The organism is Maridesulfovibrio salexigens DSM 2638 (assembly GCF_000023445.1).
Lineage (GTDB): Bacteria > Desulfobacterota > Desulfovibrionia > Desulfovibrionales > Desulfovibrionaceae > Maridesulfovibrio > Maridesulfovibrio salexigens.
In genome coordinates this window covers 1,438,797-1,464,944 of the sequence record NC_012881.1, presented here as the reverse complement: position 1 = coordinate 1,464,944, position 26,148 = coordinate 1,438,797, and the positions used below count along the sequence as shown (strand labels likewise).

General features: G+C 47.3%; 28 protein-coding genes and 1 tRNA gene. 21 read left to right on the top strand and 8 right to left on the bottom strand.

The window, feature by feature from the left end:
• Positions 1 to 7 precede the first annotated feature (7 nt).
• The 4 genes from hydG to DESAL_RS06705 all read right to left on the bottom strand — a co-directional run bounded on the left by hydG (position 8) and on the right by DESAL_RS06705 (position 3,509).
• Positions 8 to 1,432: a [FeFe] hydrogenase H-cluster radical SAM maturase HydG gene (hydG, locus tag DESAL_RS06720; RefSeq protein WP_015851215.1), complete on the bottom strand. Its 1,425-nt coding sequence runs from the start codon at positions 1,430 to 1,432 to the stop codon at positions 8 to 10.
• Positions 1,433 to 1,446: 14 nt separating this feature from the next.
• On the bottom strand, positions 1,447 to 1,689 hold the full coding sequence (locus DESAL_RS06715) for a TM1266 family iron-only hydrogenase system putative regulator (protein ID WP_015851214.1): 243 nt from the start codon (positions 1,687 to 1,689) through the stop codon (positions 1,447 to 1,449).
• Positions 1,690 to 1,901: 212 nt separating this feature from the next.
• Positions 1,902 to 2,240, bottom strand: coding sequence for an iron hydrogenase small subunit (locus tag DESAL_RS06710; RefSeq protein ID WP_015851213.1), 339 nt, complete (start codon positions 2,238 to 2,240; stop codon positions 1,902 to 1,904).
• Positions 2,241 to 2,252: 12 nt separating this feature from the next.
• The gene (locus tag DESAL_RS06705; RefSeq protein ID WP_245543821.1) at positions 2,253 to 3,509 is read right to left on the bottom strand and encodes a [FeFe] hydrogenase, group A; all 1,257 of its coding nucleotides are present in this window, start codon (positions 3,507 to 3,509) and stop codon (positions 2,253 to 2,255) included.
• Between the two features lie 420 nt (positions 3,510 to 3,929).
• Here DESAL_RS06705 and DESAL_RS06700 point away from each other — a divergent pair, with 420 nt between their 5' ends.
• The 8 genes from DESAL_RS06700 (at position 3,930) to DESAL_RS06665 (ending at position 10,573) form a co-directional block, all read left to right on the top strand.
• Entirely contained in the window at positions 3,930 to 5,327 is a 1,398-nt protein-coding gene (locus DESAL_RS06700) for a sigma-54-dependent transcriptional regulator (RefSeq protein WP_015851211.1), read from the top strand.
• Positions 5,328 to 5,594: 267 nt separating this feature from the next.
• The gene (locus tag DESAL_RS06695; protein ID WP_015851210.1) at positions 5,595 to 5,867 is read left to right on the top strand and encodes a hypothetical protein; all 273 of its coding nucleotides are present in this window, start codon (positions 5,595 to 5,597) and stop codon (positions 5,865 to 5,867) included.
• Positions 5,868 to 5,959: 92 nt separating this feature from the next.
• A complete protein-coding gene (locus DESAL_RS06690) occupies positions 5,960 to 6,508 on the top strand; it encodes a GNAT family N-acetyltransferase (RefSeq protein WP_015851209.1) in 549 nt (182 codons plus the stop codon).
• A gap of 16 nt (positions 6,509 to 6,524) precedes the next feature.
• A complete protein-coding gene (locus DESAL_RS06685) occupies positions 6,525 to 6,797 on the top strand; it encodes a hypothetical protein (RefSeq protein ID WP_015851208.1) in 273 nt (90 codons plus the stop codon).
• A 21-nt stretch (positions 6,798 to 6,818) separates the two neighbouring features.
• Positions 6,819 to 7,937 carry a spermidine/putrescine ABC transporter ATP-binding protein PotA gene (potA, locus tag DESAL_RS06680; RefSeq protein WP_015851207.1) on the top strand — a complete coding sequence of 373 codons (1,119 nt, stop codon included), beginning with the start codon at positions 6,819 to 6,821 and terminating at the stop codon, positions 7,935 to 7,937.
• On the top strand, positions 7,927 to 8,781 hold the full coding sequence (gene potB, locus DESAL_RS06675; protein ID WP_015851206.1) for a spermidine/putrescine ABC transporter permease PotB: 855 nt from the start codon (positions 7,927 to 7,929) through the stop codon (positions 8,779 to 8,781). Before potA ends, potB begins: the two co-directional genes overlap by 11 nt.
• On the top strand, positions 8,778 to 9,545 hold the full coding sequence (gene potC / locus DESAL_RS06670) for a spermidine/putrescine ABC transporter permease PotC (RefSeq protein WP_015851205.1): 768 nt from the start codon (positions 8,778 to 8,780) through the stop codon (positions 9,543 to 9,545). Before potB ends, potC begins: the two co-directional genes overlap by 4 nt.
• Positions 9,545 to 10,573 carry an extracellular solute-binding protein gene (locus DESAL_RS06665; protein WP_015851204.1) on the top strand — a complete coding sequence of 343 codons (1,029 nt, stop codon included), beginning with the start codon at positions 9,545 to 9,547 and terminating at the stop codon, positions 10,571 to 10,573. Before potC ends, DESAL_RS06665 begins: the two co-directional genes overlap by 1 nt.
• Positions 10,574 to 10,653: 80 nt before the next feature.
• Here DESAL_RS06665 and DESAL_RS06660 read toward each other — a convergent pair whose 3' ends face one another.
• The gene (locus DESAL_RS06660) at positions 10,654 to 12,021 is read right to left on the bottom strand and encodes an acyltransferase family protein (protein ID WP_197528792.1); all 1,368 of its coding nucleotides are present in this window, start codon (positions 12,019 to 12,021) and stop codon (positions 10,654 to 10,656) included.
• 192 nt (positions 12,022 to 12,213) lie between these two features.
• Here DESAL_RS06660 and DESAL_RS06655 point away from each other — a divergent pair, with 192 nt between their 5' ends.
• A complete protein-coding gene (locus DESAL_RS06655; protein WP_015851202.1) occupies positions 12,214 to 13,020 on the top strand; it encodes a YkgJ family cysteine cluster protein in 807 nt (268 codons plus the stop codon).
• Between the two features lie 201 nt (positions 13,021 to 13,221).
• Here the strand turns inward: DESAL_RS06655 and DESAL_RS06650 are convergent.
• A tRNA-Lys gene (locus tag DESAL_RS06650) sits at positions 13,222 to 13,297 on the bottom strand.
• A gap of 110 nt (positions 13,298 to 13,407) precedes the next feature.
• On the opposite strand from DESAL_RS06650, the gene DESAL_RS06645 reads away from it, so the two are divergent.
• The 5 genes from DESAL_RS06645 (at position 13,408) to DESAL_RS06625 (ending at position 18,660) form a co-directional block, all read left to right on the top strand.
• The gene (locus DESAL_RS06645) at positions 13,408 to 15,318 is read left to right on the top strand and encodes a protein-disulfide reductase DsbD family protein (protein WP_245543795.1); all 1,911 of its coding nucleotides are present in this window, start codon (positions 13,408 to 13,410) and stop codon (positions 15,316 to 15,318) included.
• A 9-nt stretch (positions 15,319 to 15,327) separates the two neighbouring features.
• The gene (locus tag DESAL_RS06640) at positions 15,328 to 15,723 is read left to right on the top strand and encodes a VOC family protein (RefSeq protein ID WP_015851200.1); all 396 of its coding nucleotides are present in this window, start codon (positions 15,328 to 15,330) and stop codon (positions 15,721 to 15,723) included.
• Positions 15,723 to 16,244: a P-loop nucleotide/nucleoside kinase family protein gene (locus DESAL_RS06635; RefSeq protein WP_015851199.1), complete on the top strand. Its 522-nt coding sequence runs from the start codon at positions 15,723 to 15,725 to the stop codon at positions 16,242 to 16,244. The genes DESAL_RS06640 and DESAL_RS06635 overlap by 1 nt, the downstream gene beginning before the upstream one ends.
• A gap of 87 nt (positions 16,245 to 16,331) precedes the next feature.
• Positions 16,332 to 17,519 (top strand): iron-containing alcohol dehydrogenase, encoded by a 1,188-nt coding sequence (locus tag DESAL_RS06630; RefSeq protein ID WP_015851198.1) that lies wholly within the window; start codon positions 16,332 to 16,334, stop codon positions 17,517 to 17,519.
• 256 nt (positions 17,520 to 17,775) lie between these two features.
• Positions 17,776 to 18,660 (top strand): AMIN domain-containing protein, encoded by an 885-nt coding sequence (locus DESAL_RS06625; protein ID WP_015851197.1) that lies wholly within the window; start codon positions 17,776 to 17,778, stop codon positions 18,658 to 18,660.
• Positions 18,661 to 18,771: 111 nt separating this feature from the next.
• Here the strand turns inward: DESAL_RS06625 and DESAL_RS06620 are convergent, their stop codons facing one another.
• Positions 18,772 to 19,563 carry a hypothetical protein gene (locus DESAL_RS06620; protein ID WP_015851196.1) on the bottom strand — a complete coding sequence of 264 codons (792 nt, stop codon included), beginning with the start codon at positions 19,561 to 19,563 and terminating at the stop codon, positions 18,772 to 18,774.
• A 223-nt stretch (positions 19,564 to 19,786) separates the two neighbouring features.
• On the opposite strand from DESAL_RS06620, the gene DESAL_RS06615 reads away from it, so the two are divergent.
• Positions 19,787 to 20,446, top strand: a complete 660-nt coding sequence (locus tag DESAL_RS06615; RefSeq protein WP_015851195.1) for a nitroreductase family protein — start codon at positions 19,787 to 19,789, stop codon at positions 20,444 to 20,446.
• Positions 20,447 to 20,505: 59 nt separating this feature from the next.
• On the opposite strand, the gene DESAL_RS06610 is transcribed toward DESAL_RS06615, so the two are convergent.
• The gene (locus tag DESAL_RS06610; RefSeq protein ID WP_015851194.1) at positions 20,506 to 21,735 is read right to left on the bottom strand and encodes a M24 family metallopeptidase; all 1,230 of its coding nucleotides are present in this window, start codon (positions 21,733 to 21,735) and stop codon (positions 20,506 to 20,508) included.
• Between the two features lie 121 nt (positions 21,736 to 21,856).
• On the opposite strand from DESAL_RS06610, the gene DESAL_RS06605 reads away from it, so the two are divergent.
• The 6 genes from DESAL_RS06605 (at position 21,857) to DESAL_RS06580 (ending at position 26,143) form a co-directional block, all read left to right on the top strand.
• The gene (locus DESAL_RS06605) at positions 21,857 to 22,279 is read left to right on the top strand and encodes a CoA-binding protein (RefSeq protein WP_015851193.1); all 423 of its coding nucleotides are present in this window, start codon (positions 21,857 to 21,859) and stop codon (positions 22,277 to 22,279) included.
• On the top strand, positions 22,279 to 22,716 hold the full coding sequence (locus tag DESAL_RS06600) for a YkgJ family cysteine cluster protein (RefSeq protein WP_015851192.1): 438 nt from the start codon (positions 22,279 to 22,281) through the stop codon (positions 22,714 to 22,716). Before DESAL_RS06605 ends, DESAL_RS06600 begins: the two co-directional genes overlap by 1 nt.
• Positions 22,717 to 22,724: 8 nt before the next feature.
• Positions 22,725 to 23,534, top strand: coding sequence for a J domain-containing protein (locus DESAL_RS06595; protein ID WP_015851191.1), 810 nt, complete (start codon positions 22,725 to 22,727; stop codon positions 23,532 to 23,534).
• Positions 23,535 to 23,771: 237 nt separating this feature from the next.
• Positions 23,772 to 24,410: an imidazole glycerol phosphate synthase subunit HisH gene (hisH, locus tag DESAL_RS06590; protein ID WP_015851190.1), complete on the top strand. Its 639-nt coding sequence runs from the start codon at positions 23,772 to 23,774 to the stop codon at positions 24,408 to 24,410.
• Positions 24,403 to 25,182, top strand: coding sequence for an imidazole glycerol phosphate synthase subunit HisF (hisF, locus tag DESAL_RS06585; protein WP_015851189.1), 780 nt, complete (start codon positions 24,403 to 24,405; stop codon positions 25,180 to 25,182). The genes hisH and hisF overlap by 8 nt, the downstream gene beginning before the upstream one ends.
• Positions 25,183 to 25,285: 103 nt before the next feature.
• Positions 25,286 to 26,143 carry a substrate-binding periplasmic protein gene (locus DESAL_RS06580; RefSeq protein WP_015851188.1) on the top strand — a complete coding sequence of 286 codons (858 nt, stop codon included), beginning with the start codon at positions 25,286 to 25,288 and terminating at the stop codon, positions 26,141 to 26,143.
• The last annotated feature ends 5 nt before the right edge of the window (positions 26,144 to 26,148 follow it).

Below are 26,148 nucleotides of genomic sequence, written 5' to 3'. Positions count from 1 at the left end.
ATTCTAATTACAGATAGAGATCCCGTTCGCCTTTTTCCATACGGGAAAGGCGGTCGGTCAGCAGCTTGCGGCGTTCAGGATCAGCATAGCTTTCAATTTCATTCCTTATCAATTCTTCTCCGACCTTCTTGGTCTCTTCAGAAGCATAATCCTCGAGGTATTCCTTAAAAGTCAGCAAGCCGTTGGGCAAGCAGAATTTCTGGATGAATCCGGTTTTGGCCAATTCCATAAAATGCTCGCCGGTACGACCAAGGCGATAACAGGCAGTACACCATGAAGGTACATAGCCATGATCACCTACGATGGAACGGATGGTTTCATCAAGGGAACGGCTGTCGCCAATACAGAACTGCTGAACTTCGGGACGGTCATATTCAGGATCGCTGTAAGCACCGGGGTATGTGCGCGAACCGCCTGAAATCTGGGAAACACCGACTTCCAGCAATTCCTTGCGGGTTTCGGGATTTTCTCTGGTAGACAGGATCAGTCCGGTATACGGCACAGCCAGACGCAGTACTGCCACAATTTTCTTGAAATCATGAGGCGAAGAAAGGAAAGGAGGATTCAGGGCCAGATCAGAGTTCTGCGCAGGCTCAATACGGGGGAAAGAAATGGTATGAGGACCTACGCCGCAATCAGCTTCCAGTTGCAAGGCGTGGTAGAGCAAGCCCATAACCTCGAAGACCGGATCATAAAGACCGAAAAGCGCGCCCATGCCGACATCATCAATACCTGCTTCCATAGCACGGTGCATGGCATAAAGACGCCAGTTGTAATCTGTTTTACGGCCTGCGAGATGATATTTTTTGTATGTTTCCTGATGATAGGTTTCATGGAAACACTGGTAGGTACCGATACCTACCTCATGCAATTTCCTGAAACCCTCAACATCCAACGGAGCACAGTTGATGTTTACCCTGCGAATTTCACCGCTCTTGCGGGAAGTAACTGAGTAAACATCTCTAACAGTCTGAGCAATCCAATCGGCATCATACTTAGGATGTTCACCATAAACCAGAAGAAGACGCTTATGCCCCAGATCTTCAAGGACCTCGACCTCTTTATGAATTTCTTCCGCAGTAAGAGTTCGTCGTTCGAGGTCTTTATTAGTGGCGTTAAAACCACAGTATGCACACTGGTTGGCACATTCATTAGAAATATAAAGAGGAGCGAAAAGGACCAATCTGTTGCCGTAGATGCCCTTTTTCACTTCAATGGCGGCTTCAAAAATTTCATTGTCCAACTCCAAGTCCTTGTTCTTCAGCAAAACCGCTGCCTCAAAGGGAGAAAGACCTTTTCTCTCTTTGGCTTTTGCTATGACGTCACGGACGAGGGAAGGTTCAGGGTTGGTGGCTTTTTCAATTTCCGACCAAATAAGCTCTTCATCAATAAATGATTTGAGATCGGTTCCAAGGGTGGCATTCTTATTCATAACGGTATCCTTTCCTACACGAGAAGTGATTTGACTTTTACGCCTTGAAGCATGCCCAGTTGCCCGGTTAATGCCCCGACCTGATCCGTGGTTGCCTCGATAATTATACCGATGACATTCACGCCCTTTTCGCGGAAAGGAAGTCCCATGCGCCCTACAATGATTTCTCCATGTTCACTTAAGGTCTGATTGACCTTCGGTGCAGACTTGTATCTGTCTTTGATGGTTATTCCTATAATTCCCAAACGCTTATCCATTAAAAAGGCTCCGCAATGGTCGAAGTAAAGAAGCAACTGACAGCTTCCGGAGCTTGCCGGGGAAACCCCTGCAGGAAGTCAGGACGGACCCTTTTCCTCGGTAATTTGCCGGTAAGAAAAACACTGGCTGTTTTCACAAAACAGCCTCCGAAACTTGCGCCGACCCTTGGGCCAGAGAGATCCTCACCTCAGGCAAACGCATGTATATAATTTTAGAGATTCAGCTTGATGCCCTTTTCTTTCAAGGCATTAAGCTTACTGCTGCGATCGTAGTAATAAGTATGCAGGAGCTCATGGGATTTATGCCCACAAGGACCATCGTGCAGGAAACCTTTTTTAGGATCGTAAATTTTAACGATCATGGGGTTGTCCTGAGATTTTCTATACTTGTAGATATCCTTGTTGGCATCTGCTGCATAAACAGAGTTCTGACGGCGTGCAACAAAGTCCATGACTTCCGCTGCTGCCTCTTTGGCAATATTCACGCCCAGAACCGCATAACCGGCCACCGCACCTGCGGCCTTGATGAAACTGCGTCTGCTTAATTTCATATCAGTTTCTCCTTATGCCTTAATTTTGCGGGCTCTGAAACGCTTGTTGATCTGAGCCACGGTAGACCTGAACAGGGAAGCCCTGATTTCAGGATCAAGAGGCTGTCCGCCACCGTTAACGCAACCGCCGGGACAAGTCATAATCTCGATAAAGTGATAAGGAGATTTACCTGCACGAACTTCATCACAAAGCTTGGCAGCGTTATCAAGCCCACTAGCAACAGCAACTTTCACAGTTCCGAAGTTGGGGACATGAACATCAGCTGTGTTAATACCCTCGTGAGTACGGACAACTTTGATATCAGGGCTGGGGATCTTGGTGCCGGAAAGGACTTCGTAGGCAAGCCTGAGGGCCGCTTCCATTACACCACCGCTGTTACCGAAGATGGTAGCCGCACCGGTGGATTCACCGAGAACAGGATCAGGATCTTCATCAGGCAGGTTGTTAAAATCAATACCAGCTGCCTTGATCATGTAAGCAAGCTCACGGGTATTGATAGTAGCATCGATGTCACGGTCATATCCGGCATCATCGAGCTCACTGCGTACACCTTCGTACTTCTTGGCGATACAGGGCATTATGGAAACAGTGTAAATCTTCTTACCGTCTGTTTTTGTTTCCTTCGCACCATATGTCTTAGCCAAGGGACCAAGCATACCGATAGGAGATTTACAGGTGGACAGGTTGGGAATCAGGTCGGGATAAAAAGTCTCAGCAAACTTTACCCAGCCCGGACAACAGGAAGTGAACTGAGGCAAAGGCATTGCATCCTTGCTTCCCTGACTTTTCACCCTGTGAAGGAGCTCGGTACCTTCTTCCATGATGGTAACGTCAGCAGTGAATTCGTTGTCCCAAATGTAATCGAATCCAAGTTTGCGCAATGCTGCATGCATCTTTCCGCCGACATAGGTTCCGGTAGAAGCACCGAAACATTCACCAAGACCGTAACGAACTGCCGGGGCAGGCATGGAAACAACAATGGTATTCGGATCCTTGAGCTTGGCTGCAAGCTCATCCACGAAGGAAACCCCCTCATAAATAGCACCATACGGACAGTTGGTAAGACACTGACCGCAGTTCATGCAGGCAACAGGATCGACTATCCGGTGAATGCCCTCGTCATTAATGGACTGGATAGCACCACTGGCACAATATTCTTCACACGCACCGCACCCTTCACATTTAGACTCGTCAACCCGCACGAATCTGACAGTGTCTGCATCAACCCCCACAGGAGGAGCGTAAAGACTGTACTCAACACCCTCCATTCGTTTGGCATTCTCATTCACAGCAGGTTGAACCGCTGCCGCCCCGGCTGGCGGGGACTTCGGCGCACATCCTGACATGTATGGCCTCCTTTGTTAAAATTAGTTAACAAATCATCAAACACACCAAACACAAATATTTAAAAAGTAACACTAGAGATGCACTAATACACTTCTGTTATACATGTCAATTAATGATCTAAAAGCATTACTTTTTTTGGTAGACCTTCATAGCCCACTAATTACTTTATGAAAAATTTAAAATAATGATGGAATAAGGGCTGATTCATCAGCTGGGAGGGACAAATGAAGAGCTGACATGCATCTTTTCCAGAGCCAGCAACAACATTTTAAGATTTGTGCAATTTTCTGATTGTGCTCAACTCAACATAGCCTTAAATACTCTATGAGGAGTTGTAGCCTATGAGAAAGATGCTTGTGATTACCCGCGATGGAAGAAGATCGGAAGAAATCGGGGGTCTGATTGACCAGATTGAAGAAATTCTGACTGAAACATCCACAGAATCATCCAGCCCTGAAGATGACCGGGAAGTTGATACCCTTTTTGTAGATGTGGAATCGCTGCAAAAAAAGAATAAATCCATGACCAAGGCCCTTGATGACCTTTGGAAACATTACCCGTCAGCATCCATCGTGGTCATGGCCAGCGAGGAACAGACCAAAGTAGCTGTTGATGCAGTAAAAGCCGGTGCTTTTGATTACCTGACCCACCCTATTGAAAAGGAAGAACTGGGTCTGGTCATGGAGAAAGTCCGTGAATCGGATGTACTCCAATCTGAACTGGACTATCTCAGAGGACAATTCTGGAACGATGATTCACTGGAATACGTGGACACTCGCAGTAAATCCATGCGCGATGTATTCGCTAAGATCAGACAGGTAGCAGGGACACGCACTACGGTTCTGCTGACAGGTGAAACAGGAACCGGTAAAAGCCTTATCGCCAAGCTTATCCATGCCCACAGCAACCGCAAAGATATGCCCTTTATCAGCGTGCACTGCGGTGCAATCCCTGACACACTCGTGGAAAGCGAACTCTTCGGTCATGAGAAAGGAGCATTCACCGGGGCTATCCGACGCAAGCTGGGCAAATTTGAACTGGCCCACGAGGGCACTATTTTTCTCGATGAAATCGGCACTGTCAGCCAATCGGTTCAGGTCAAACTTCTTAACGTAATTCAGGAACGCATCATCCAGCGAGTCGGTGGAGAAAACGACCTTTCCGTTGATGTGCGCATCATAGCCGCGACCAACGAAGATATGGGGCAGCTCTGCGAAGAAGGCAAATTCCGGCGCGACCTGTTCTACAGACTCAATGTTTTTCCTATTAGAATACCCCCACTAAGAGAGCGCCGGGAAGACATCCCCCGGCTTTCCGAAGGTTTCATCAGGCAATTTAACGGACTGCTGAACACTGAAATTAAAGGTATCCATCCCCAAGTACTGGATACGCTTCTCGAATACGACTGGCCCGGAAACGTACGTGAACTGGAAAATGTTATTGAACGAGCCTGCATCCTTGAAACAGGCGATATTCTTCAGCCGGACAGCTTCCCCCCTGACTTGCTGGATACGCAGGGAGAAGTGGTCACCTCCCCGGTCAAAACCAGTCTGCCTCTCAAAGAAGCACGCCAGATAACCGTGGACAGATTTGAAAAACAATACCTTTCCAGTCTGCTTGAGCAATGTAACGGTGTTATCAAAACCACAGCTGAAAAAGCGGGAATAACTACCCGACAGCTAAGCAAGCTGATGAACCGTCATGGGCTCAAACGAACAGACTTTAAAAACAGGAAATAATAATTCCTCCCCCTTTCCACATAAGAACTAAAAGTTCTCATCTTACCATAAGCCATTAAAATAATTAAACTAAATACGCTGACGATGAAAGCCAATCTTGCATAAGCAAGGTTGGCTTTTACTATTTTACATCCTCTTGCCGCACAATAAGAACTATAAATTCTTACCACCATCAAGCTCACCAAAGATATATAAACGAATTCAACAACTTACAACTTTGGCACCCCTTATGCTTTGGCAACCCAGTTGAAAATGTCGAGAGGTATTATGGAAAAACTATCTACATCTGCGCAAAGCACCAGAACAACCATCCGAGGCATGGCTCTTCCCGCTCAGTGGAACGCCCGCTTTGAAGTGACAGGCATTCTTGTTGCCTGCCGGGATGAACGTGAACTGCGCGTGGAGAATCTTGAAAGTTTTCCGGAACTACGGACATTTTCGCAAAAGGAAGCATTTTTTACCGGTGTCATTAACCAAAAAGACGGCATGGAATCCATCCTGCTGGAAAGCTTTACACTGGTGGAAAATGCTGGGGAGTGACGGGAGATTCACGCCAACGGAAGCGAACCGCAACTGAATGACGCACTCGCCCCCCCCTCATGCAATAAAACCAATAACAAAGGTGATGAGAGATGGCTCTAGAGGAAGTTGCATCTGTCGAAACGCAAGAGGTTGCAATCGCATCGGGACTTACCCCGGATGAGGTTGAACAAGTTTTAAGCATGGCAGCGGCCAGTGGACTTTTTTCGTCCTCAGAAATGACCTCTGCTGAATCCATGGCATGGGACAGTGCCTATGGAAACGGCAGTGAACCTGACACGTTTCTAAAGGCAACCATAAATAAAGCCGGACAGGATCAGGTTATCGGTTTTATCTGTTTCGGGCCCATTCCATACTGGCCGGGAAATTACGAGATGTATGCAATTGCCGTCGACCCTGACTTCCAGAGACTGGGAATCGGTTCTGCTCTGATCGCAGAGATGAACAGACTGATTGATTACGAGAACGGGCAATGCATCTTTTTAGAAACAAAAACAGACCGTGCCTTTGAAAATGCACGTCTCTTTTGTGAAGCTAATAATTTCATTCCGGAGCACCGTCATATCAAACAATTCATCCCGGAAGGCGGTGGAATTGTTTACAGATATGATATGGGTTCAGACGCTGACGAGCTTAACTAGTTACTGAGGGGGAAACATGGGTTCAGAAATTTATCAAGACACATTATACGGACAGCTTGTGCCCTCAGGATGGGACAACGACTCTGTATCGGAACTTGTCCTGCTTGTGGATGGGGAAGAAGAATTCAACATCGAAAAAGACGAGTCCAGCAAGCTGCTTGCCAACTACATAGACAGATGGATCACAGTGCAGGGTGTAGTAACAGAAACAGACGATGATATCAGCGTTAAAATTCTCGGCTACACCCTTGAGGATGAAATGCAATTCGGAGGCGACGATGCCTGGTAACAAACAAAGGAAGAGATAATTTTGGCGAACAAGGTTATTAAGATATCCGACATATCTAAATCATATGACGGGGACATTGCCGTAAAAAAGCTGTCCCTGTCAGTTGACGATGGTGAATTCCTCACTCTGCTGGGACCATCCGGTTGCGGCAAGACAACTATGTTGCGTCTTCTGGGCGGCTTCGAAGAATGCGACGGTGGCGAGATATTTCTGGACGGCAAGCCCATGACCGGCATTGAGCCGGAGAACCGTCCGGTAAATACCGTTTTTCAGAGCTATGCCCTCTTCCCGCACATGTCCGTATACGACAATGTTGCCTTCGGCCTTAAAATAGCAGGTATTCCTGCATCCGAAATTGCCGGCGAAGTAAAAAAAGCACTCAAGCTGGTTCGTCTCGATGAAATGGGACAACGCATGCCTGGAGAACTTTCCGGCGGCCAGCAGCAGCGCGTTGCCATCGCCCGTGCCATTGTCAACAAACCCCGCGTACTGCTGCTGGACGAACCCATGTCCGCACTTGATTACCGCCTGCGCAAGGAAATGCAGAAGGAACTAAAGGAGCTTCAACGCACCCTCGGCATTACTTTTATTCTTGTCACCCATGATCAGGAAGAAGCATTCACCATGTCTGACCGTGTGGTGGTAATGAACAAAGGATGCATTGAGCAGATAGGCACGCCTCGCGAAATTTACGAAGATCCCTCCAACCTCTACGTGGCCCGCTTTGTAGGGGAAATCAATATACTCGATGGCATCATCACCGGAAAAAACGGATGCAGCTTCAACGCCGAAGTTGAAGGAGTTCCGGTCAGCGTCAAATCAAAAAGGGATTTCTCTGAAGGTGATAAAGTGCACGTTCTGCTCAGGCCTGAAGATTTCCGGGTTGAGGTAATGCACGAAGTAAAAGATGACCCGGAACTGGCTGAAAAATTTGCCAAAGCACTCCTAAAAGGAACCGTTGAGCATACCTACTACAAAGGTGCAACATACGATCTGGACATCACTCTTGATGACGGAAAGAAAATTCTGGTTTCGGAATTCTTTGATGAAGATGCCGAGACCCTCTACTTCCACGCCGGAGACCGCGTAGCAGTCGGCTGGTTCGAAGGCTGGGAGGTGGTCCTGCCCCATGAAGGATAGACGCTTATTCAAACGTTTTATCATCGGGGGAGTTCTGGGCTGGATTACATTATTCGGGATTCTGCCCACTGTGATGCTTCTGGGTGTGAGCTTCATGACCCGCCACACTGATGACCTCATTGCTCCGGTTTTTTCATTGGAAAGCTATTTTCGGCTTTTCGAACCGGCACTGGGAACCATGCTGGTACAATCATTACTGATGGCAGGAACAGCGACATTTTTATGCCTGCTCATCGGCTACCCTTTTGCATACATTGCAGCCCGAGCAAGCAAAGAGACATCCCGGCTGATGCTTATGCTGGTCATGATCCCGTTTTGGACCAACACCCTGATCAGGACCTATGCCATGGTTGCTGTTCTGAAGGCTGACGGCATCCTGAATAAAACACTTATGTTTCTGGGCCTGATAGATGCACCAATAAAGATTATGTACACTCAGTCCGCCGTTTTTATCGGGCTGGTCTACACCCTGCTTCCGTTTATGATTCTGCCGCTCTATGCTGCTATCGAAAAACTCGACCAGCGTTTACTGGAATCGGCAAGAGACCTGGGGGCAGGAAGATGGCTCGCATTCAGGAAGATCACCATACCGCTGACCATGCCGGGAATCGTATCCGGATGCATGCTGGTATTTCTTCCGGCTCTTGGAATGTTCTATATCCCCGATGTCCTCGGCGGAGCGAGAACAATGCTGCTTGGTAACTACATCCGTGACCAGTTCCTTACCGCAAGGGATCTGCCCATGGGATCAGCGGCATCCATTGCCATGACCCTGATGATGGGGCTTATGCTGGCCTTGTATTATCGCAGTATGCGCCGCTCCGGAAGGAGACTCAAGATATGAACAAATTCATCAAGTCTCTGTATGTCGGGCTGGTTTACACATTCCTTTACCTGCCTTTGGCGGTAATGGCGGTATACTCTTTCAATGCGTCCAAATACTCGCTTTCATGGAAGGGTTTCACTCTGAAATGGTATGGCAAACTGCTCGCCAATACCACATTGATTGATGCTGCATTGCGCTCAATGACCATTGCACTGATCTCGGCCACAATCGCCTGCCTGATCGGTACACTTGCAGCTTTCATGCTGCACCAATACCGCTTCAAAGGACGCGGGGCCGTTTTCGGAAGTGTATTTGTCATGATGATGTCCCCTGACATTGTTATCGGGATTTCACTGCTGGTGCTGTTCATGGGAGCGGGCTTTACTCTCGGATTCTGGACGCTGCTCATGGGACACGTGACCCTATGCGTTCCGTTCGTCACCGCCACTGTGTATTCCCGGTTCAAGGGATTCGACAGGACCGTGGTAGAGGCTGCGCGTGATCTGGGGGCAAATGAATATCTGGTATTCAAAAAGGTTATCGTCCCCATGGCCCTGCCCGGCCTGATGGCCGGATGGCTGCTGAGCTTCACACTCTCACTGGATGACGTAATCATCAGTTTTTTCACAACAGGGCCTACTTACGAAGTTTTGCCCCTGCGAATATATTCCATGGTCCGTTTAGGAATTAAACCTGATGTCAACGCACTCAGCGTAGTGATGATCGGGATAACTGTTATCGCCGTCATTTTATCACGGCGTCTGCTCAAGGAGAAAAAATAATGAAAAAGATACTGCTGGCGCTTGCCATGGTTCTGTTCTACTGCGTGCCCACCTATGCCGGAAGCGGTGAACTCTATCTCTACATCTGGTCCGAATATATACCCGATGAAGTTGTGGAGAACTTCACCAAAGAAACCGGTATCAAGGTCCATATGTCCAACTACGACAGCAACGAAGCCATGTACACCAAGGTGAAACTGGCCGGAGAAGGGTACGACCTTATTGTTCCCTCCTCTGACTATGTCAGCCTTATGCGCCGTCAGGGTCTGCTGCTGCCGCTGGACAAAAAACAGTTAAGCAACTTCGCATATCTTGCCCCCAAGTTCACCAACCAGTCATTTGACCCGGAGAACACATACTCTATCCCGTATATGTGGGGTTCAACATCTATTGCAGTGAACACCGCCCTGCTCGGCAACGACACAGTAAACTCCATCGCAGATCTCTGGAAACCCGAACTTAAAGGCAAGCTGCTTCTGCCAAACGAACCGCGTGAAGTATTTGCACTTGCTCTCAAACTGCTCGGATATCCTTTGAACGAAACCGATCCTGCGCACATTGAGGAAGCCTACCAGAAACTGAAAACTCTGATCCCGAGTGTTCGTGTTTTTGATTCCGACTCCCCCAAACAGGCTCTGCTCGCCGGGGAAATTGCAGTAGGTGTAGTATTTAACGGAGAAGCATTTATTGCCAATCAGGAAAATCCCGACATCAAGTACGTATATCCTCCTGAAGGATACAACCTCTGGGTTGATTCCCTGTGTATTCCTAAGGGAGCCAAAAATGTTGAAGAAGCGCACGCTTTCCTCAACTACCTGCTGCGCCCTGATGTAGCTACTATAATCTCTACTGAAATGGGCTACTCTACCCCTAACGATGCAGCCATGAAACTTATCCCGAAAGAAGTGCGTAACAACCCCATCGTTTACCCTTCTAATGAAGTTATCGAACGCGGAGAGTTTCAGGATTATTTAGGCGACTCTATGAAATTGTACGATGAATACTGGGTTAAGTTGAAAACCGACTAATTCCCAAACCTCCATACATCATCGCCCTCGGCATACGGGGGCGGTGGTGTCCATCCAACATCGACCAATACTGCTGTTTATCATGCAGTACCAAGAATGGGATTACCGGAAGCCCGCCTCCTCACTTTAGATCTCAAAACACCTATACCGGGACTGAATATTAAAAAGGCAACCAAAGCCGCAGCCATTGAAACTGCAAAAATGTGCCACCCTAGAGGATCATCAGCATACTCTTCAAAAAGTCCTATCACGGCATAGTGCAGTAGATAAAACGGATAGGTGACTTTACCCACCACACAGTCCAGCACAAGAGACTGAAAAGCCCGGAAAATGAAAGGCTGCAGTACTATGGCTCCCATGGGAAGGAAGAACGGGACATAAGTGTTGCTGACTCCACCGGCGATCATTACCAACGCAATTAAAGATATGAATGCCAGATAATCGACGATAGATACTTTTTTCGAAAGACCGCGATAAAACCTGTAAGAAATAATACCAAATCCGAACAGCCAGAAATCAGCAGGAAAAAAACGCAGGAAAAAACTTTGATCTGAAAGCGGGGTTAAAACAATAAATACTCGAAATAATAGACTTACGAAGCTCAAGCCAAGCAGGATTTTGGAGTTTAATCGTACAAGAAACGGCGCCAGCGAATAGAAGACTATTTCAAGCGAAAGGGACCATGCCTGCACCAGAAAAACATGGTTATATATACTAGGCATATCCCCGCTTATAAAATGTAACGAACCGCCCTCGCCGCCCCCTAGACTGAACAGCAATTCCTGCCCCACCACGCACACAGAAGTCCAAAGAACAATAAAAAAACCTGATGGATTACTCAATATTTCAACCACCTGGGCACGGCTTATCAGCGGATGTGCATCGAGAAAGAACAGAATTGCCGCACTAACCCCTACTGCAAATAAAAACATGGGATAGAGAGACAGTATACGGCTCTTATAGAAACACCCGGGACTCTCTTTCCTCTCTTCCAGAATCATAGCCATGTAAAAGCCTGACACTGCAAAAAAGGTCAGCACAGCCTCATGCCCATCGACCATCGGAAGTGAGGTCAACTCAAAATGAGAATTGCATACAGCAATGGCAAGTAACAACCTGATTATTCCCAACTTCAACTCCCGGAATACTGAAATCTTCACAACAGCAGGAATGCCAACCTGACATAAAAAGGAAGAGAAAAGATTTATGTACTCCGGGTTGTAATCAACATACATGCCACCAAATAACAGGCTGTAATCAATACATAATGCCAAACCCATCAAAACAGTATAGGAACTATGAATTCCTTTTATATGAATAAAGAACCATTTACTGTTGAATAGCACTATATATAAAGGGACGAGCGACAAGAACTCTAAATTCTCTTTTCCTAATAAAAAGAACTTCAAAGACCTGTTTGATTGATCAATTACACAATCACCACTCAATAAAACAACGACTCTGCGCATAAACAAATAAAATAGACTTACTTAACAAGTAGTTAATAAAATAACACTACAGTACTTATTGCATTCAACTTCACTCTCGTCTGGCATGAATAATGTAGAACACGGTGTTCCAGTACAGACTATAATTTAGGCAGTGTATTCATGATCAAATCTCTGCCAAAGGAACAACCTATGGCTTCCAGACAAAAAACTCGGCAGAAGAAATCCAGAAAAAGAAAAGCAATACCCAATGCTGCCATTAAGAATAAACACGCATCAAACACACTATCGCAACACGAATCAGTTGCCTTAAGAACAGCGGAAAAAAGACGCAAAGATTTTGTAGAAAGGCTTTCCATAGATACAGCACGCAGCGGAATCCAACCGCTTTACGAGCTTATGCAGGAATCATATTCGCTTTTTGATTCCATGCTGGATGATATAACTTTGGACCCGCCACTGGCATGTAAAAGAGGTTGTATTTATTGCTGCATCAATCAGGTTTCTTTGACAGAGCCCGAAGCGCTGTATCTTGGTTTTCATCTTCTTGAAACCCGCAGCCCAAGTGAGCTCCAAAACTTAAAAGACAGAACACAAACCCTGCTCACAGAATTGAAAGGTAAAAGTCGTGAGGAAATCGGGATGGAAAGACATCTTCATCCCTGCCTGTTCATGGAAGGAGAAACGTGTTCGATTTATACAGCCCGACCTTTCGTTTGCCGAGGTTGGAACTCAGTTAATGCTGAGATGTGCAAACACAGCAACCAGTCCGGGGATGCACTGGCGCCAATCGAAAACCACCCTTTGCCCAGAATCATTGCTGACAGCATTCAAATAGGACTTCTAAACGGCGCAAAAGAAACCAGCCTCGAAACTGGCTACCTGCTTTTGCCCAGAGCCGTATACTTATTATTGGAAAACGGAGTTGAAAATATTACTGAATTGACTGAAAACTGGCTGAAAGGCGAAGCTTTTTTCGCAAGAGGCATAAGCATCTAACTCACTGAAACAGCGCAATTGGCTGAGTTTTCACCTGTCCATATTCAATTTAGATTCAAACAGCGCAAAACTAGCCGTTCAAGCTAGGCAACTCACTAAATAAGATAACAAAAACCGGTCCGAGCATGATGCTCGGACCGGTTATCATTTACATAAAGTAAAAGGGTGCTAGACTAAACGTCTAACACCCTGTATTTACTGTGGTAGGCCACCAAGGACTTGAACCTTGAACCAACGGATTAAGAGTCCGCTGCTCTACCAATTGAGCCAGTGACCCGTGTCGTGAGAATGGATTTAGAGATATTCACAGTGGATGTCAATCGGTTTTTTATTTTTTTATTCAAAAAAGGCAACTAAATGCGCTTTAAGCTAATTTGTTTAATTTTATTGAGTTTCATTTCAACCTTTGCGCTTATTTGTCCGCAAACGGTTCTCAGTGCCCAAAATCAGAATCCCAATCTGGATACAAAATGGAAGCTCTACAGCCTGAGCAAAGATGACCAGAAACAAGTCGGACTGAAAACCAATATTTTAGTTGGCTTGATGCTTGAACCTAAAAACGGATGGTACACATACTCCAACAACCCGGGCAAGCTGGGCCAGCCTACTACCCTGAAAGTAACTCTGACACCGGACAACACCGTCCTTCCAGCTATCTACCTTCCGGGAAAGCTTAAGGATGATCCTTTTAACAAAGGCAAAAAGGTCTCCACATACTCAGAGCCTACCCCTATTCTGGTTCCGGTACCTCCAGCTTTGAAATCATTTACTCTCAAAGCCAAACTATCACTGCTTATGTGTTCAAAGACTGCCTGCCAGCCTTTCAGAACAGATCTTAGCTTCTTCGGCATGTCAGTATCTCCGGATAAACTGCCGCAAGCCAGCCTGCAACCTTGGTGGCCGGAATTCGTAGAGATGCGCAAGGGAGCAAAGACCATCAAGATTTCCCTTAAAAATATAGCTGCCAAAGTTGAAGGAAAAAATGCAGAAAGAGCTGCTAAATCCCAACCGCAAAAGACCGCTCCCCCAGTTGCGAGTGAAGAAGGTAACAGCGCAGAAGCCGCATTCTCCTTCGACTCCCTCACTCCTCGTTCCTTCACTCCGGGCCTTGAGGTAACAGACCTGACCACCGCGATCCTTTTCGGATTGCTGGCTGGATTCCTGCTCAACTTCATGCCCTGCGTACTTCCGGTTATCAGTCTGAAACTCTCCACCCTGCTCGCCGGGGCCGGACACGAAAGTCCGGAAGAACAGAAGCGCGGTTTCCGGGAACACAATATTTTCTTTGCACTGGGCATAATGCTTTACTTTGGAGTCCTCAGCGGCATCCTCGGTATGACTGGCATGGCTTGGGGACAAATTTTTCAGAAGCCTCCAGTGGTCATCGGGTTGACCGGAGTTGTATTCGCGCTCAGCCTGAGTCTCTTCGGGCTGTTTAACCTGCCCATTGTGGACCTCAAGCTTGGCTCGGAAAACAGCGGACCGCGCAGACAGGCCCTGTTTACGGGGATACTTGCCACCCTGCTGGCAACCCCTTGCAGCGGCCCATTTCTCGGCGGAGTGCTGGGCTGGGCTATGGTACAGCAGCATTATGTGATCAGCTCGGTATTCCTGAGCGTTGGCGCGGGCATGGCTTTGCCTTATATTTTAATGGCAATTTTCCCGGCACTGGCGACCAAATTCCCTAAGCCCGGCGCATGGACCATCTGGATTGAACGTGCCGCAGGATTTTTCCTTGCCGGCACATGTATCTACCTGTTCAGCATCCTGCCTGAGGATATGTACATCCCGACCATGATCTTCCTTTGGTTTACCGCCGTTAGCGCATGGATGTGGGGTCTTTCAGCAGGAGCGGACAAGAAATCAGTCATGTACCTGCTGCGTATTGGCGCACTGGCAATCTGCATTGGAGCAGGATTCTGGGCCGCAACCCCGCAAGAGCGCACCGCGCACTGGGTCGGCTTTGAGCAGCAGGATTTCACAGCTCGCTTAGGACGCGAAGCCATGCTGGTAGAATTCACTGCAGACTGGTGCCCATCCTGCAAGGTTTTGGAACAGACCGTACTGACTCCCGCCAACCTCAACCGGTGGCAGGAAAAGTACAACCTGACTTTCATCAAGGTAGACCTCACCGCCCCGGACAAAGTAGCCGACAAGTTCCTGCGTGCGCTGGGCAGCCGCTCCATCCCGCTGGCAGCCATCTTCAAACCCGGTGAGGAGTCATCATCTCCCACGGTTATCCGTGACCTGTACACCACCGGACAGATGGATGAAGCACTTAGCCAGACACTTAAATAAGGAAATATTATGCACAACGATTCATCATCACACGGTTTCTTCAGCTGGAACGAGCTGCTGACAAGCGATCTGGAAGCAGCCAAGAAATTCTATGGCGACCTTCTGGGATGGACATTCAAAGAATCAAAAACCATCTACGGTGACACCTACCTGACCGCCTTCAAAGACGGGCGCATGGCAGCAGGAATGATGATCAAACCTGCAGATACGCCTGACCACATCAAAGGCTGCTGGGACCCGTACATCACCGCTGATGATGTAGAAGCTGCCGCAGAGCAAGTCGAAGAAACAGGCGGCAAGGTTATGCTCCCTCCCACAAAGATTGAAGGGGTCGGACGGTTTTGCGTAATTCAGGACCCGCAGGGGATATACCTGAATCTGATCACTTACGACCAAGAAGATTAATGGGCGCAGCAACTTTATACATATTCTCCGGCTTGCCGGGATCAGGTAAAAGCACTCTGGCTCAAGGTTTAAGTACCGAATTCAACTGTGCCTATCTCAGGATAGATACGATTGAACAAGCAATGCGCGACCTCTGCAACTTCAAAGTGGAAGGCGAAGGGTATCGCCTTGCTTATCGAATAGCTTCAGACAACCTTAAATGCGGCGTCAGCGTGGTTTCCGATTCCTGCAACCCGATTGAATTAACCCGCACGGAATGGCAGAAAGTCGCCATAAGTGCAGGAGCAAGGTTTATTAATATTGAAGTCATTTGTTCTGACAAGGCAGAGCATAAAAAACGTGTTGAAAAAAGGACTTCAACCGTAGCAGGATTAAAACTGCCTAAATGGGAACAGGTAGAGCAACGAGAATATCACGCTTGGAAAGCGAACAGGATTGTGGTGGACACTGCGGGTAAAACCGAAAAAACAAGCATTCAGGAGCTGATCTCCTCAATCTCAAAATGGAACAAACAGATTTAAGCACTCTCCACCCTTTACGACAGCACCACAGTCAGTTATCAGGTGGCTCAACGCAATTAAAAAACACTACATAAATAAAGGAAGCGCATGCTCAATTTTCAAATATTTATTCCCACCCGCATTGTTTTCGGTCCCGGCAAACTTGCTGAACTCGGCACCCTGCCCCTGCCCAAAGGCAAAAAAGCAATGGTTGTCATCGGTGAATCCGGTGCAATGATCGAGAACGGTTACCTCGACAAAGTGCAGGCTCTCCTCGCCAAGCAGAATATTTCCACAGTGGTTTTCGATAACATCTCCCCCAACCCGAAATCAGATCAGGTTGACGAGGCTGCAAAAATCGCCCGTGAAAAAGGAATCGACTTTATCGTTGCACTTGGCGGCGGTTCCACCATTGATGCTTCCAAAGCTATCGCTCTTTTGACCACCAACGTGGGCAAATGCTGGGATTACATGCAGGCCGGTTCCGGCGGCGGAGTTAATCCTGAAAACCCGGCAGCACCGCTCATCGCCATCCCCACCACAGCGGGAACAGGAACCGAAGCGGACCAGTGGGCAGTGATCAACAAATCCGGCGGCATTGAAAAAATCAGCCTCGGTAATGATTCCACCTTCCCGACCATCTCCATCGTTGACCCGGAACTCATGGTCAGCGTGCCCCCGCGCACAACAGCCTATACCGGTATCGACACATTTTTCCATGCAGTGGAAACCTTCCTTTCCACAGCACACCAGCCCATGAGCGACATGCTGGCCCTCGAAGCGGTTCACCTGAGCAGCCATTACCTGCCCATGGCAATTGCCGAAGGCGACAACATCGAAGCCCGCACAGTCATGGCATGGTCCAGCACTGCCGCAGGTATGTGCGAGACTCTTTCCCGCTGCATTTCCCAGCATGCTCTTGAACATGCCCTGAGCGCAAAATATCCAGATCTCCCGCACGGCCTCGGCCTTGCCAAGCTTTCCGTGCCCTATTTCAAACGCCTGATCCCGGAAAGCCCGGAACGTTTCGAAGATCTCGCCATGGCAATGGGTTACGATACCCAGCAATTTGACGAGAACATGCGCGCAACAGTCTTCCTCGAAGGCCTGCGTTCCCTGCTCGAACGGGCCGGATTCAACGAAGAATCGCTCAAAGATTATGGTGCAAAGGAAGAAGACGTTGCCGAGCTGGTAGAGATCGCAGAGCAGACTATGGGCAAACTCTTCGAGTTCACCCCCGCTAAAATGGAACGCGAAGATCTCGAATGCATCATGTCCGAAGCTATTGCGGGATAGCAGCCTTCGGCGACCCTGCCGGGGCCTTAAACCCTTTTTGTAAAAAGGGTTTAAGAATCCCAAAAACTTTTAGTTTGCTTCGCACTATCAAGTATTAAAGCTAAGGGGAACTCATCTAATGGGTTCCCCTTAATTTCTAAAAAACTGCTAATTGACATTGTCATGTGCTCTTTTATAAGTATAACCACAGGCAATTAAAGAATTTTGGCATATTTCAAAGTGTTGGTAGCTGGGGATCGGAGGAAATTACCGCACAATGACTAAAAAGCAGAAAAAAATTATTCAATGCCCGTTTTGCGATAGCAACCGCTTGTACTTCAGGCGGGGGCTGGTTTCTGACGTGCTAATTTCGCTGCTCGTACCTGTCAGGTCATACTCCTGCGGTTCATGCAGTCGCAGTTTCCGTCTTTTCGGGAACTACTTCACCAGCAAGCAGGCCCTGATTCATATTTTCGGTGCTTTGGCAATCCTCGCCTTCATTAATCCGCAACTGCTGCTCCCTGAAAGCTGGCTACTCCAAGAGGAACAGAAAGTAACAAAGCAAACGGAACAGGCTGAGACTGAAATTATTGAATCCGAGCCGGAAAAGGAACTCCCTTTGCTGTCTATGGCAATTGCCAATGCAACCAACAGCAGTGTTGCGATTGATAATGGAACTGTTACCTTTCCTGTTGCTAATGGTACTGTCAACGCAACTATGCCCAACGCAACGCAGGAAAACGCTACTTCAAAAACCATTCTGGCCTTCAACGGAACGGATGTAAGCAACGCAACGACTGTTGCTGAGAATGTTGACGCGAAAGAGCCGGAAGACGCAAAACACGGCCTGCAGGAAGGCAAGCTTAAATCAATCTATTTCAAAGAAGTGGACAGAAAAACCAGAATCAGCCTTGATCTCGGTGGTTCGCCCCTGTCCTACACATCGTTCTTCTTGAAAGATCCAAACCGCCTTGTGGTCGATATCCAAGGCAAATGGGATTACTTCGGCCCCACCGTGCTTAAGCCGGAAAACCCGATTTTCTCACGATTCAGGATCGGCATCTACGATGACAAAATCCGCATGGTCATGGACCTGAAAGGGCAGACGCCGGCGCCAGTCATCAACAAGACTGCCAGCGGACTTGATATTGATGTGAAGTAGAATTCTTACAGATAGAAGACAAAATGAATCCCCCGTAACCTGATGGTTGCGGGGGATTTTTTAATCAAAAATATAGATAAAGTTAAACTACATGCAAAAATAGGCAAAGATTCAATCTTCTGAAGAGTCATCTTTTTTAGATTTGGCATAATCTTTCCAAGATTCAGACAATAACCCTCCTGCTCTTGTTGCATTTGTAGGCAGGATAGTGTTAGTCATCATTTTTCTTGCCAAACGATTTCTAAAGCTCTCTTTAGCGAGTAGCTCCGTGAGTTCTTCAAATGAAAGCTCTTCACTGTCCGCCTTTATTCCATTCTTTAACTTTTTAATTTCGTTTTGTAGCCTTGAGACCTCTTCGTCTTTCTGATTAAATTTTGCAATATATTCATCCTTTTCCTCCTCGGACAGCTTTGCTTTTTCGGTCAATTCATTAATAAGATTATCTCGCTCTGATCTATTCTTTTCCACTTCCTCTTCTTTCTCACCGAGTTCTTTAGATTTCGAAGCCTGCTGTTGCAGTAACTGTTCAAGAACTTGCTCCTGCATGCGGTTATTACTGTCATTAATATTTTGTAACTTCTCACCGAAACCGCTTTCAATCTTAGCCAACAACTGACTTATATCTTTAGTAAATTTATACGTATTGTCATAAAATAAATTACTTGATTCTGTAGCCTTGAAATAAAATAAAGCAGAAATAAGAATAGAAAAAAAAGCAAGAATAAGAGAAAGCAAGGTCGGAAAATCAACCGTCAGATCTGTCTTAACTGTTAGTATTTTAAAACCGCATACACCCACAAAAATAACAGTACATATACATTTTACCCAATCCCAAAGATTCGCAGTCTTAATACCGGAAGTACGAGATTTTTCTTCGCGTGCGTCATTATCAACCTGAGTCATAGTTATCTCCCCAAAATTCATATTGATTGAGGACTCTTATACACATCAGTGAAGCAAAATGAAAGTCTCACATTTATTTCAAAATGAATCCCCCGTAACCTGATGGTTGCGGGGGATTTTTGGTATCTTGAGCTTATAAAAAGAAATGGATTGAACGAGGCCGCCATGTCGGGTTAAACTCAGCCGAACATTGATACCCTTAAATCCTTAACTGGAGACAATTATGGATCACCCTGTCATCAAAGACCTTAACTTCCGCTATGCCTGTAAAAAATACGATGCGGCCAAACGCATTCCTGCCGACAAGATAGCAATCATCAAAGAAGCCATGCGCTTGTCGCCTTCATCAGTTAATTCGCAGCCATGGAAATTTATTATTATCGAAAGTGACGAAGCGAAGCAACGTTTCCACGACACTTTCGCCAATAAATTCGAATTCAACCAGCCCCACGCGACTGAAGCATCACATATAATTCTATTTGCTTACAACCCGTACTACACAGCAGAACAGTACAAAAAAGTTGTTAATGCCGAAGTTAAATCAGGGCACCTCCCAGCTGAGAAACATGACGAAATGATGGAAAAAGGAATGTTCTTTGCCGGCCTGAACACGGACACGAAAGGCTACAACGGCTGCTGGACCAAGGCTCAGACCTATCTTGCACTGGGTAATGTTCTGCATACAGTCGCACGCCTTGGAATTGACTCTACTCCCATGGAAGGCGTTGATTCTGAACTTATCGGTGAAATATTCAAGGAAGAACTTGGCGGATACGTCTGCGAAACAGCACTGGCGCTGGGCTATCATCTGGAAGGCGGAGACTATAACCACGGGCAACCTAAAGCAAGGCTTCCCCTGGAAGATGTCGTAACAGTTTTATAAAAAAAGGTGCGCAGGCTGCAAAAACAACCTGCGCACCATTTAATTTTTCAGACCAGAACCTACTCAATACAAATGATATCGTAATCATCACCGGTAAGGCACTCTGCTCCGTCAGCTGTGACTTCAAAAGTGTTTTCCACCCCGACCATGCCGATTCCGGGGATGCCCTGCTTCGGCTCAAGAGCGAAAACCATGCCTTCCTCAATGGGAATATCAAACCCTTTGGCAATGGGCGGAAAGCCGTCCACAGTCAGACCTATGCCGTGCCCGATGAAGGGCACCTTGCATTCGCCGATCCCCATGAATCCTTCTGTGAATCCTTCCTTCTCAGCCTGTTCCATGACCTTGGCGTAAACATCGCTGACAATATTTCCGGGATAAAGGAGATCTGCGGCCATGGCCTGCATATCCTGACAAAAATACTGGGCATCCAGAACTTCCTTAGGAATGGAGCTTTTAGGGCCGGACCAGTAAACCTGCGTCTTATCGGTATGATACCCTTCCATGACAAATCCGCAGTCAACTGAAAGAGGCGTACCTTTTTCCCAGAATTTATCGCCGCTGCCCATAAACGGGGAAACCGGATGCACTCCGCGCAACCCAAGCGGGCCGTTGAAAGAACTGGGGTAAATACCGGAATCACCGGCAGAAATATGACCGAGGAAAATTTCCTCGTTGAAGGTCTGCATGCGCATGTGTCCCTCATGACCAAGCTCAAAAAAGATATTCCAAAGATATTTTGCTATCTCCAGTTCGCTCATGCCTGTCTCGATCAGTTCCGGCAAAACCTCAAACAGCGCAGTGTGATGTAGATGCCCCACTTCACGCATGATTTCCAGTTCCCACTCGGACTTCACAGCACGAGACAAAGCCAAAACCATATCACCGGGAACAAATTTATACTCGGACATACGGGAAGTAAGCATTTCCCCAAGCTGCCATGTCAGCCCTGCGGTCTCTGCGCCCATAACCTCGGTCAGCGGCTGCCCCAACTCTTTGGCAAGGGGGGCGAGATCCTTGAAAGACCTGAAACTCACGATATTCTTGATGGAACTTTCAATATTTGCTCGGTCGCAAGATTTGCGGACAAAAAGAACAGGCTCTCCTTCCAGCGGAAGCCATACTGCGCCGTTGACAAATGAGCCTGAGAGGTAATAAATCTGCAAACGCGAAAAGCAGAGCATGCCCCCCGCCTGAGGAGCTACTTCGGGCAGGAAACGACGGCACTTTGCCCAGCGGGCCTCAAGTTCACTACGCGGAACAACAACATTGGATTCCAGATCAGACATGAGTTATACTCCTTGGATGTATCGGATTCATATAAATAAGGATTCGCGGAAAAGAGAGCTTTGCAAGTAACGGGGCTTTACTGTAGCATGCTGAAATCAATTACCCCGGAGAGATCAAAAGATGCTTATAGTTGACGAAAAAAAGTTAGCGACACTTCTTGACGAGGTCAAGGTAATAGCCGTAATTGGCGCGGTTGATAAACCCGGACGCCCTGTTGATCGGGTCTGCCGTTATATGATCGATGCCGGATATGAAATCATCCCAGTACACCCCAAAAGGGAGAATGTCTGGGGACTTAAGACATACAAATCCGTTAAAGACATCCCTGTTGCGGTTGATCTTGTTAACCTGTTCAGGGCTTCCGAGTTCTGTGCGGACCACGCCAGAGAAGTGCTGGAGCTGGAAACACTGCCCAAATGTTTCTGGATGCAGCAGGATATTTTCAGCCCCGAAGCACGCGAACTGTTCTCCGGCAAAGACATCACCGTAATCGAAGACCGTTGCATAATGGTTGACCATAAAAATTTAGCAGGCAATAAATAATGAGCAAGGCTTTTGAATGCCAGATGTGCGGCCACTGCTGCCAAGGCGAAGGCGGTATCATCATGACCGCCAAGGACCGCAATCGTCTCGCCGATCACCTCGGCATCTCCGAACAGGAATTGATTGAAAAACACAGTGAAACCGTTAACGGAAAAATCCGCCTCCAGTCACGCGAGGACGGATTCTGTGTATTTTTCAATGAAGGTTGCGGGGTCCATCCCGGACGCCCGGACATCTGCCGTGCCTGGCCATTTTTCCGTGGCAATCTCATTGATGAGATGAGCTGGGAAATGATTCAGGAATACTGTCCCGGCGTAAACAAAGAAGCCGGACACGCCAAGTTTGTTGAAGAAGGCAAAGAATACATCCGCGCCGAAGGACTGCGCCAGCACGATCCTGATGTTGCACCCAACGCACTGATTACTGACGAAGATTAATTGCTGCTATGAACACAAGACAGGCACAGAGCATTTTAAAAGTCGGACCTAACGCCAGCGAAGAGGACATCAAACGTTCTTTTCGCAAGCTGGCTTTCAGCATGCACCCGGACTTAAACCCCAGCCCTGATGCCGCTAAGAAATTCCGCGAACTTAATGAAGCATACGTGTTTCTTAAAAATGTAGCCGGAAACACCGGAGCCGGAAAAACTTCTGCGGAAAAACGTTCATACACCAGCCAAAAATCTAACTTCAAGTCCCAGTCAGACCGCAAAACCGCCCGCGAAGGTGCCAGTGCCTACCGGGCGCAGCAATCCAAGGCCAAATCGGAAGCCCGAAGCAACGGTACATCCAGTGCCCAGCAAAGCCGTTACTTTTTCCAAAAAGAAGAAGACGTGCTCAAGGATATTTTAAACGACCCTTTTGCGCGGCAGGTTTTTGAAGACATCTACAGCCAGATCAGTAAAGATAAGCCTTTCCGCAAACCCTCCGCACCAATCAAAGAACGCAAGCTGAATGTAAACTGGGGCGATAAAAGCACCTCTGTAGATGTTTCCTCCGGTCTCGGATCAGGGATAAAGGGCTGGTTTAAGGGCCAGCTTGATGACGAACAGACTGTCTACTTCCCGGCCTCTGCACTCCATCCCGGCCGGACCGTGCGCATCACTCTGCAACAGGGCATCCGCAAAAAAAGCAAAACCCTTGAAATCACCCTGCCCCGCGATTTCGTTATCGGACGACCTATTCGCCTGAAAGGTCAGGGCCGCAAACTAGGTCCATTCAAGGGCGATCTGTATCTGCGTATAATGGCAAAATAATATTTTACTGCCTTCTTGTTTTCTTTTTTTGAAAAAAATATATTCCAGCTACATTTTCACTTGTTTTCCTTCGTTTTTTTGACTAGCTCCTATATATAGAACAGAACCGTTATATACTGCCGCCTTAAGGCAGCCGTTCTTTCGGATACATTTCTGCATCCGGGAAATATACCCTCATTAAAGTTACAGACTTCTGCGGTTCAATAAGTATTTAACAAACAGAAGGGGGCCCCTCTCATGCTGGCTATTCTTGACTACAAGGCCGGAAACCAAACCAGTGTACAGCGCGCGCTGAACAAACTGGGCATTCCAAACCAGATCACTTCTGATAAGGAAGTCCTGTCCAAAGCCACAGGCATCATCTTTCCCGGTGTCGGAGCTGCAGGCCAGGCCATGGATGAACTCACATCCGGCGGACTGGATGAACTTCTTAAAGACCTCGTGCAGCAGAAAAAACCGCTGCTCGGCATCTGTGTAGGCTGCCAGATCCTGCTGGACTACAGCGAAGAAAACGACACTCAGGCTCTTTCCGTAATTCCCGGCGAATGCCGCCTTTTCAACCCTTCATGGGAAGATTACGAAGGCGTGCCCATTCGCGTGCCCCATATGGGCTGGAACCAGATTGAGCTCAAGCAGGACTGTATCCTTTTCAAGGACATTGATCCTGAAGCACATTTCTATTTCGTACACAGCTACTATCCGGCACCCGAAGAAAAATACATCATCGGTGAAACCATTTATGGCCGTCCTTTCTGTTCCCTGCACGGCCGTGAAGGGCTTTGGGCTGTTCAGTTCCACCCTGAAAAGAGTGGACGTCCCGGTCTGAAACTGCTCTCCAATTTCTATGAATACTGCAAGGAGGTTTCCGATGCTTAGTAAAAGAGTCATCCCCTGCCTCGATGTAAGGAACGGAATCCTCACCAAGGGCATTAAATTTAAAGGCAATGTCGATATCGGAGATCCCGTGGAAACCGCCCGCCTCTACTACGAGCAGGGTGCGGATGAAATCGTCTTCTACGACATCACTGCATCTTCCGAAGGTCGCGGTATTTTCCTCGATGTGGTTGAACGTGTAGCTTCCGAAATCTTCATCCCCTTCTCCGTGGGCGGCGGCATTAACTCAGTGCAGGATATGCGCGATGTACTCCTCGCCGGAGCAGAAAAAGTTTCCGTGAACTCCGGTGCAGTTAAGAACCCGGACATCATCAGCGAAGGTGCCGCAGCATTCGGCTCCCAGTGCATCGTGCTCGGCATGGATGTAAAACGTGTTGAGAAATCTGAGAAAATTCCTTCCGGTTTCGAGATCGTCATCAACGGCGGCCGCAAATACATGGGCATTGATGCCCTTGAATGGGCCAAGACCGGGGAATCCCTCGGCGCAGGTGAAATCTGCCTCAACTCCATTGATGCCGATGGCGTAAAAACCGGTTACGACCTTGAGCTGACTCGTCTGGTAGCCGAGAGTGTTCAGATACCCGTTATCGCATCCGGCGGCGCAGGTAATCCGCAGCACATGGTTGAGGCCGTAACCGAAGGCCGAGCCACTGCCGCGCTCATCGCTTCCATTGTCCACTACGGAGATTACACTATTCCACAGCTTAAAGACCACATGGCTGCTCAAGGCGTACGAGTTCGTAACAGCTGGTAATTTTAAACTTTATACAATCAAAAAGGCGAAACTGGAAATCCGGTTTCGCCTTTTTTCGTGAATTATACTTGCTTATTCATAAGTACAGTGGAATAAAATAAGCATGTGTTCCCTCTCCATTAATCCCAATTTCAAACGTATAAGCAACCTGCTTATATTCTTAGCTCTTTGTGTTTTTTCGACACTAACTTCCGCAGCGGCACAAGAATTAAACCCCAATATTATTCAATATCACACGCAGGAATGGAAAGGTGTAACCAACCGCAATGGGACCGGTCTTTACCATGATTTAATGAAAGAAATATTTACGGATCAAGGGATAAAAGTCGAAACAAAATACTATCCCTTCAAACGAGCACTGCTGAACGTAGAAAAGGGCAATGCCGATATTTCAGGAGGAACGGAAAAAGATTCTCCAAACTATATTCACAGCCGTTACCCGGCATGGGTTGTACGTAGCACAGCCATGTTCGATAAAAAATACTTACCGGACTGGAAAGGCTTGGAAACAATTCGGGAACACATAGATAAAACAGTCTCTCCCCCTGTTACCGGAGAAGAATACGGCATTCCGCTACACGAAGTTCGCACCCGCTATGCCGCAATACGAATGGTAGTCCGTGACAAGATGCGCTATTACATTGATGATTACACCATTCTTAAAGATCTTTTCCATAAAAACGGAGGCTTAGCTTTTGAAGAAGGCAAAGAAACTTCTGACTTAGCAAATGTGGACTGGTCCCGTTTTACTATTCAAGAATTACCTAAACGTGAATGGCGTATGGTTTTTCCCAACACGGAACGGGGCAGAATGGTTCGGGAAATCTTTGATGCCGGTTTCAAAAGACTTTACGAAAGCGGCAAGCTTCGAGAACTATACGCCAAGTGGGACTTGCAGGACGTCATGGTCCAAGAAATTCATCCCGAGACGAACTCAACGCGTCAAAATCCCAAAAAATAATTCAA